Below are 7905 nucleotides of genomic sequence, written 5' to 3'. Positions count from 1 at the left end.
GACAGTTAATCTGACCACGGGCGAGTGGGAACTGACCATGACGGGCTTGAGCGTCGCCGCTCATAGCTTCACCGCCACGGCGCTGTATGGCAGTGGTCAGGTATCGACCGCACGCACCCTGACCGTCACGGCGAACACAGCCCCGACCATCACATCTGTAAAGGATCAGAGCGACTGGGTCATCCCTGACAACGGCTATACCGTCCACACCAGTGTCACGCTTACAGGCTCCGCGCCTGCCGGCCAGGAGGTGGAAGTCTTCCTCGGTACGACCTCTAAGGGCAAGGCCAAGGCAGGAACCGACTCGATCTGGACCCATACCTTGAGCGGGTTAACGCTTAACGTGCTGCACACAATCAAGGCCGTTGGTCAATACGCAAACAACCCGCCCTCGAACCTCTGGCGTTTGACAGCGTTAAATGAAGTGGTGCCGGCCATTACCGCCGCGCATGATTCCAAAGGGCAGCCAATAGCCAATGGCGGAAGCACGATTGACACCACTGTTCGTCTGACAGGGACGGCGAATACGTTTCTGGAGGTGGAGATTTTCGACGGCACAGCCTCCACGGGCAAAAAGGCCAAGGCGAATGATCAACGCGTCTGGACAGTTGATTTGACGGGACTGACGATTGACGATCACTCGTTCAAAGCCAAGGCGTTGTATGGCAGTGGAACGGAGTCGGCACCGCGGACCCTGACTGTGGCCGCGGATACCGCCCCGACCATCACTTCGGCCAAAGGCTCGCCGAGCGGGGTGGAGATTCGCGAAGGTGCCCCCACCTTGGAAACCGCGGTGATTCTGACTGGTACAGCGAACAAGGGTCAACAGGTCGAAGTGTTTAACAACAACGTTTCCAAAGGCACGCCCACGGCCGATGCCACAACGGGAATCTGGACACTGCCGGTCTCCGGCCTGAGCGTGACGGCCCACAGTTTCACCGCCAAGGCGCTGTACGGTTCGGGCCAGACTTCGGCTCCGCGAACCTTTCGCGTAGTCAATGAGAGATTGTTAGATAATTTTGATAGTTACCCCGAGCAATTCACTGGGCTGGGCAATCCATTAAGACTCCCAACAATGACAATCACATCATCAACTACCTACATTGGAATCACGCCATTCAACTCTGCTTCCGGGATAATGGAAAGACAGGTATTGTTCATACATAATTCCACTATTGCTCGCATCACATTGAAGTCAGAATATTCCCATGTTAAATTCTCCATGCTTTGTTACAGCAAAACAATTTTAACATTCTATAACTCGAATGGCACGTGTTTAGGCGAGCATCGTCCGCCCCATGGTGATGGTGCCTCTTTTCCACCCCCCAACTGGGTTGAATTCAATGCGCCAGGCGGACATAAAATTTCCTATATAGAGGTTGATCAGACCGCAGGAGGTACGCAGGTGGGATATATTGATTATTTTTATATAGCATCGTGACTCATTAGTTATTGGAATTAATACATAGAAACATATGTTAATCCATCTAATTCAACATATGAACGCAACACCTGGTCTATTCGGCAAGGTGTTGCACCATACCCTTCACGAATCCAAGAATGCGCTGCCGCCAAACTCGGCCAAATATAAGGCTTTACCTTGGACTTCGTATCCGATGTAAAAAAAGGAGTTTTTGCTGAAATGCCATATGACACAAGGTAGATATCGACGCGACTTACCTTCGCCGTGCTCCCGGAATTCATTGCGGACATTACGCCAGTATCATTGGTCGAGAGAAACTTCACAACACAAAGGCACTACCTCCGTATCCGATCCACGAAGCACACCTGTCACCAGGTGCGTTTCCCGTTTACCGTGGCATTTCCGGTGAGCAGTTCCACGGCAACAACGCTTCCTAACCAATCACCTCCTCCAGCCTGGTCTCTTCAACCAGCCTCGAATGCGCACCGCGTTCATGTACATGGGATTGCGGGCTGCGGTCGATCAGCAGGCTCAGCAATTCCGGGCGGCTGTAGTGGCCGCGGGAATCCATCATGCGTTTGCGCTTGTCGATCAGCCCCATGTCGAGGTCGGCGATCACCTCGCCCTCACCTTCCTGCAACGAACCCAGCACCGTGCCATCCGGGCTGATGATTGCGGTATAGCAACCGCCGGAAATCGGGCCGATGGCGCAACCGGTGTCGGCCATGATCTGTGCCTGTTGTTCAGGGTTCAGCCACGCCGTGGAGTTGACCACAAAGCACGCGGCCTCCAGGGCATGCTGGCGAATGCTGACTTCCATTTGCGATGCGAACTGGGGACCTGCAAACGACCCCGGGTACATCGCCGCATGGATCTGTTCGCCATCGGCCATCAGGGCATAACGGGCCAGCGGGTTGAAATGCTCCCAGCAGGCCAGTTGCCCGATGCGCCCTACCGCGCTGTCGACGGCCCGCAGGCCGGAGCCGTCGCCCATGCCCCAGATCATGCGCTCGTGGTAGGTCGGGGAAATCTTGCGGCGACGCTGGATCAAGCAGCCGTCGGCATCGAACAGCAACTGCGTGTTGTACAGCGTGCCGCCATCGCGTTCGTTGACGCCGATGGACACGACCATCCCCGCTTGCCTGGCCGCAGCACCAATGGCATCGGTAGCGGCCGAAGGCACGGTGACCGCCTGGTCCAGCAGCTTGAGGTGTTCGGTAGCCATTTCGAAAGGCGATTGCACGTAGGAAAAGTACGGGTAGTACGGCACCACGGTTTCCGGGAACACGGCGAATTGCACACCCTGTTCGCCGAGTTCGAGAATCTTCTGCACCACTTTGTCGACTGTGCCTTCACGGCTGTAAAGAACAGGACTGATTTGTACGGCGGCGGCTTTGACGAGGGTCATGGCGGTGATCTCATTGAGGGATACGTTTCAACAAGATAAAGATTACGCCTATAATAAAACGACTTGAATGTCATATACACCACCTTTCAGGACATCATGATTCAGCCCCGACTGGCGCGCTGAATCACCTGTGGCGGCTGCCCGAACGCCCGGATAAAAGCGCGGCGCATACGTTCCCGGTCACCAAAACCGGTGTCCGTCGCCACCACATCGATGGAGTGCCGTCCGGTTTCCATCATCAACCGGGCCGACTCGACCCGCAGGCTTTCGATGGCCTTGGCCGGAGACTGGCCGGTTTCGGCATGAAACACCCGGCTGAATTGCCGAGGGCTGAGATTGGCCGCGCCGGCCAGTTCTTCGACCGACAGCGCCGACTTGAGATTCTGCTTGGCGTAGTTCAACGCGGCCTGTATGCGATCGGTCTTGGGGGCCAGTTCCAGCATCACCGAAAACTGCGACTGTCCGCCGGAACGCCGGTGATACACCACCAATTGCCGGGCAACCTTGCGTGCAATGTCGGCACCCAGATCGTTCTCCACCAACGCCAAGGCCAGGTCCACGCACGCACTCATGCCCGCCGCCGTCCACAGGTGGCCATCGTTGATGAAGATCCGGTCTTCCTCGACCTTCACGTTCGGGTACGCCTTGCGAAAGGCCGGAACATGGGCCCAATGGGTGGTCGCCCGCCGACCGTCGAGCAAACCGGCCTGCGCCAAGGCATTCGCCCCCGTGCAAATCGAGCCCAGACGCCGGGTGTTGTGACTGGCGCGACGCAGAAATTCCAGCATGCCCGGCGTGGTCGGGCGGATCAGGTTGTCGCCCAGGACCAGCAGCGTATCGAACCCGCGCCGGTCGAACGCTTCGGTCTGCACAGCAAAACCGGCGGACGTTTGCACCAGGCCACCCGGTTCGGACAGCAAGGCAATGCGGTACAACGGCTCGTCACCGGCACTGTTGGCCAACTCGAAGGCGGCACACATGGCCAGGCCCAGGACCTGGAAACCGGGATAAACAACGAGTCCGATCTGGTGCATGGCGATATGACCCTAAACGTGGCATGCCTGAAGTTCAAGCCAGAACTTGTACTCTAACCCGAACAGCCCGCACCGGACACCAGGATGGTGCAACTCGCGCATTGGCCGATGGCGACCGATAATCAAGCGGTTTGCATCTCACCGAGGAATAGAAGAATGTCGCTGACGCTTTATTTCCACCCGCTCTCGTCGTTCTGCCACAAAGCGCTGATCGCTCTCTATGAACTGGAAATCGAGTTTGAAAAAAGGGTCATCGACCTGGGCAGCGAGGCTGACCGGACCGAGCTTCAAGCCCTGTGGCCGATCGGCAAGTTTCCGGTGCTACACGATCACGCCCGGCAAAAGGATGTGCCGGAGTCGAGTGTAATCATTGAGTACCTGGACCGGCTCCATCCCTGCCAGGCGCCTCTGATTCCGGACGATTGGGAAAGCGCGCTGGAAGTCCGCCTGTGGGATCGCTTTTTCGATCTGCATGTCCAGGTGCCCATGCAGAAGATCGTCAGTGACCGCCTGAACGCCGCCCATGGAGACCTGGCTCGCGAGCGCGCCGCGCTGATGACGGCGTACGGCATGCTTGAACGTCAGCTGACGGCAAGAACCTGGGTGGCCAGCCCGGCGTTCAGCATGGCCGATTGCGCCGCTGCCCCGGCGCTGTTCTACGCCAGCACCCTCGTACCCTTTCCCGCCGATCATCAGCACTTGAGTGCTTATTTCGACAGGCTGACCCAAAGGCCCTCGGTCAAGCGGGTGATCGACGAAGCAAGGCCGTATTTTTCCTTGTATCCGTTTGTCGACGCCATCCCGGAGCGCTTTCGGTAGCGGCAGATGGGGGAACGGGAGGCAAAAAACAACGAATCGACGAATAATAACCGTCGGTCGAGTGTTATCTGATTAGGCAGGAATAAAAAATGGCAGGGGCGGCTGGATTCGAACCAACGCATGGCAGGATCAAAACCTGCTGCCTTACCGCTTGGCGACGCCCCTGTATCTGTTGCGATGAGTGCCTGGCACTCGCTTTCTTGAGTGGCAACAAGACCTGTTGCCTGCTCTCGCGACTGGCTCCCTGAGGGCCGGTGCAAGAGTGGGCGCAAATTTACCAACATTTTCCTTGCCTGGGAAGCCCCAACAAAAAAAATTGTTCGTTAAAACAGGTGCTTAGTGTTGAGCCGGATCTCGGGGGAGTTATCGGCGCACATTCAGCCCGAACAGCTCTGCTACGCTTTTCTTTACTCGAATTGAATCGGGAATCGTTTACGCAACACCCTTCCCTTGCCATTTGAGGGCGCCAAAAGTGAAAGGCAAATTAATGGGGGTCGCTGCAACCCTTCTGGTACTCGGGACCGCGATTTATGGGTTGAACACCTGGGAACACATCCAGAACCAGCGACAGGATGCGGTCTGCAAGGCCGCCCGGGAGCATCTCAATCGCCTGGAAACCCAGACGCGAGCGTTGGCCTCCGGGTTGTCGGTCGAAGCCTATGCCGAAGCCGAAAAAGCCGAGGCCGGCCAGTTGGTCCTGGCACTCGATACCGCGAAGAATGAAGCCGAGGTCGATGCCGTCATCGACAAGCACGCCGCTGCCATCGAGGCGCAGATAACCGCCGAGAACGCTGAGGTCCAGTCCCGAGGCGAACAACCCTTCCTCGGTCAGGAAATGAAAAAGCAACGCATCCCCACCGACGTCAAACAGGAATTCAAACGAGCTGAAAAAGCCGTCGCCGACACTTGTGGATAGTGTCGACCGCCAGTTCCAGGTTTATCGCCAGCGTCCGGATTTCTGCAAAAGAGGTTTCAAGCTGGAACAGGTGAGCGCGCCGTTGCGGCGCACTCACCGGTCACTCAGTGCGGCGCGCGCGGGATGGTCTTGAGCAGGTCTTCCGGGCTGATGTGGCCTACCACGCTGCCCGGTTGCGGCAGGTTGAGGATGTGGCCTTTCATCTTGCCGATGATGTGCATCTCGCAAGGCTTGCAGTCGAACTTCAACGTCAGCACTTCATCGCCGTGGATCAATTGCATCGGCGCAACCTTGGTGCGCACGCCAGTCACGCCCTTGGCCTGTTTCGGGCACAGGTTGAAAGAGAAACGCAGGCAGTGCTTGGTGATCATCACCGGCACCTCGCCGGTTTCCTCGTGGGCCTCGTAGGCCGCGTCGATCAGCTTGACGCCATGGCGGTGATAGAAGTCCCGGGCCTTCTGGTTGTAGACGTTGGCCAGGAACGACAGGTGCGACTCCGGGTACACCGGCGGCGGCGTGGTCTCGGCCTTGCGGCTGCCGCGCGGGTGGGCGGCGACCCGCGCGTCGGTCAAGGCCTCGATCACTTCACGGCGCAAGGCCTTGAGCTGCGAGTTCGGAATGAAGTACGCCTGCGGCGCATCCAGCTTGATGTCGATGGCGTGGTACTGGGTGGTACCCAGCTGGCCGAGCAGATCCTGCAATTGCTCCAGCGCCTGCTCCGGCTTGTTGGCCGCGCCGAACGGGCCGGCCAGGGTGACGCTGGCGCTGATGCCCTCCTCGCTGGTCGCGGTCAGCTCCAGCTGCTCTTCACGCAGGCGGGCGACCCAGCTCAGGGCGATACGACGCTCGGCGGAGGTCTTTTGCAGCGCCTGTTGCCAGTTGTGATCGAGATTGCGATTCAGCGGATGGTTGGGGCGCAGCTTGTACATCCCCTCCGGCATCTCGTTGGGCTCGACGCGATAGCGATAACGCTTCTCGCCGTCTTCCTCGAATTCGCCTTTGGGTTCGGCAATGTTGGCGCGGAAACCCACCACTTCACGCTTGACCAGCACGTTGAGGCCGTCGCCGTTGGACAGCGGCTCGTGCGTCACGACCTGCATGTCACGCTTGGCGACCTTCTCGACCACACCCACCGGCAGACCGGTGAAGGTCGGCGAGTCAAAGGCGCCGATATCGATCTTGCGGTCAGTGACGAAGTAATCGGTGCTGCCACGGTGGAAGGTCTTTTCCGGGTCGGGCAGGAAGAAGTGCGCGGTGCGGCCGCTGGAGGCACGGGCCAGGTCCGGGCGGTCTTCGAGCACGGCGTCGAGGCGCTGGCGGTAGTAGGCGGTGATGTTTTTCACATAGCCCATGTCCTTGTAACGACCCTCGATCTTGAACGAACGCACGCCGGCCTCGACCAGGGCGCGGATGTTGGCGCTCTGGTTGTTGTCCTTCATCGACAGCAGGTGCTTTTCGTAGGCGATCACGCCACCCTTTTCATCCTTGAGGGTGTACGGCAGACGGCAAGCCTGGGAGCAGTCGCCGCGGTTGGCGCTGCGCCCGGTTTGCGCGTGGGAAATGTTGCACTGACCGGAAAATGCCACGCACAGCGCGCCATGGATAAAGAACTCGATGGCCGCGTCGGTTTCGTCGGCGATCGCGCGGATCTCCTGGAGATTCAGCTCACGGGCCAGCACCAGTTGCGAGAAACCGGCCTGATCGAGGAACTTCGCCCGCTCCAGGGTGCGGATGTCGGTCTGGGTACTGGCGTGCAGTTCGATCGGCGGGATGTCCAGTTCCATCACCCCCAGGTCCTGGACGATCAGCGCATCGACGCCGGCGTCGTACAACTGGTGGATCAGCTTGCGGGCCGGCTCCAGTTCGTTGTCGTGCAGGATGGTATTGATGGTGGTGAACACCCGGGCATGGTAGCGACGGGCGAATTCCACCAATTGGGCGATATCGCTCACTTCGTTGCAGGCGTTGTGGCGGGCGCCGAAGCTCGGGCCACCGATGTAGATGGCATCGGCGCCATGCAGGATGGCCTCGCGGGCGATGGCCACATCGCGGGCAGGGCTGAGCAATTCCAGGTGATGTTTGGGCAAAGACATAATTTTTTTAGTCAGGCTTGTCACGGTCGAGGCGTGCATTGTAGCGGCGAAACGCCTGACCGGCACCCGAATGCTGCCGGGTGGCGTTTCGGGTAGACCTGACCTGCCTCAACCCCTGTGGGAGCGGCGGTGCGGCGATCCGACTTGCCCGCGAAAGCGCTGGGTCAGTCAACACCTGTGCAAGCTGACACTCCGCCTTCGCGGGCAAGCCC

At 58.7% G+C, this 7905-nt stretch carries 5 protein-coding genes, 1 tRNA gene and 1 pseudogene; 3 read left to right on the top strand and 4 right to left on the bottom strand.

All coding sequences use genetic code 11. The features are described 5' to 3' along the window. Window positions 1-1441 (top strand): annotated as a pseudogene (locus PMI34_RS29020) (hypothetical protein); the annotation flags it as partial. A gap of 415 nt (window positions 1442-1856) precedes the next feature. On the opposite strand, the gene PMI34_RS04375 reads toward PMI34_RS29020, so the two are convergent. Together PMI34_RS04375 and PMI34_RS04380 are read right to left on the bottom strand one after the other, a co-directional pair. After that, a complete protein-coding gene (locus PMI34_RS04375; protein ID WP_008053162.1) occupies window positions 1857-2831 on the bottom strand; it encodes a nitrilase-related carbon-nitrogen hydrolase in 975 nt (324 codons plus the stop codon). A gap of 101 nt (window positions 2832-2932) precedes the next feature. Then, a complete protein-coding gene (locus PMI34_RS04380; RefSeq protein WP_008053161.1) occupies window positions 2933-3865 on the bottom strand; it encodes a GlxA family transcriptional regulator in 933 nt (310 codons plus the stop codon). Between the two features lie 156 nt (window positions 3866-4021). Here PMI34_RS04380 and PMI34_RS04385 point away from each other — a divergent pair, with 156 nt between their 5' ends. After that, complete coding sequence (locus tag PMI34_RS04385; RefSeq protein WP_008053159.1) at window positions 4022-4684, top strand: glutathione S-transferase family protein; 663 nt, start codon at window positions 4022-4024, stop codon at window positions 4682-4684. 90 nt (window positions 4685-4774) lie between these two features. On the opposite strand, the gene PMI34_RS04390 is transcribed toward PMI34_RS04385, so the two are convergent. Further along, window positions 4775-4849 (bottom strand) — tRNA-Gln (locus tag PMI34_RS04390). A gap of 322 nt (window positions 4850-5171) precedes the next feature. Between PMI34_RS04390 and PMI34_RS04395 the strand changes: the two genes are divergently transcribed. Continuing rightward, entirely contained in the window at window positions 5172-5600 is a 429-nt protein-coding gene (locus tag PMI34_RS04395; RefSeq protein WP_008053158.1) for a hypothetical protein, read from the top strand. Window positions 5601-5704: 104 nt separating this feature from the next. Here PMI34_RS04395 and PMI34_RS04400 read toward each other — a convergent pair whose 3' ends face one another. Continuing rightward, window positions 5705-7693 carry a peptidase U32 family protein gene (locus PMI34_RS04400; RefSeq protein WP_032829863.1) on the bottom strand — a complete coding sequence of 663 codons (1989 nt, stop codon included), beginning with the start codon at window positions 7691-7693 and terminating at the stop codon, window positions 5705-5707. Window positions 7694-7905 lie beyond the last annotated feature (212 nt).

It is taken from the genome of Pseudomonas sp. GM74 (genome assembly GCF_000282455.1).
Lineage (GTDB): Bacteria > Pseudomonadota > Gammaproteobacteria > Pseudomonadales > Pseudomonadaceae > Aquipseudomonas.
Note: the sequence above shows the minus strand (reverse complement) of the source record. Positions and strands in the feature narration are given on the sequence as shown.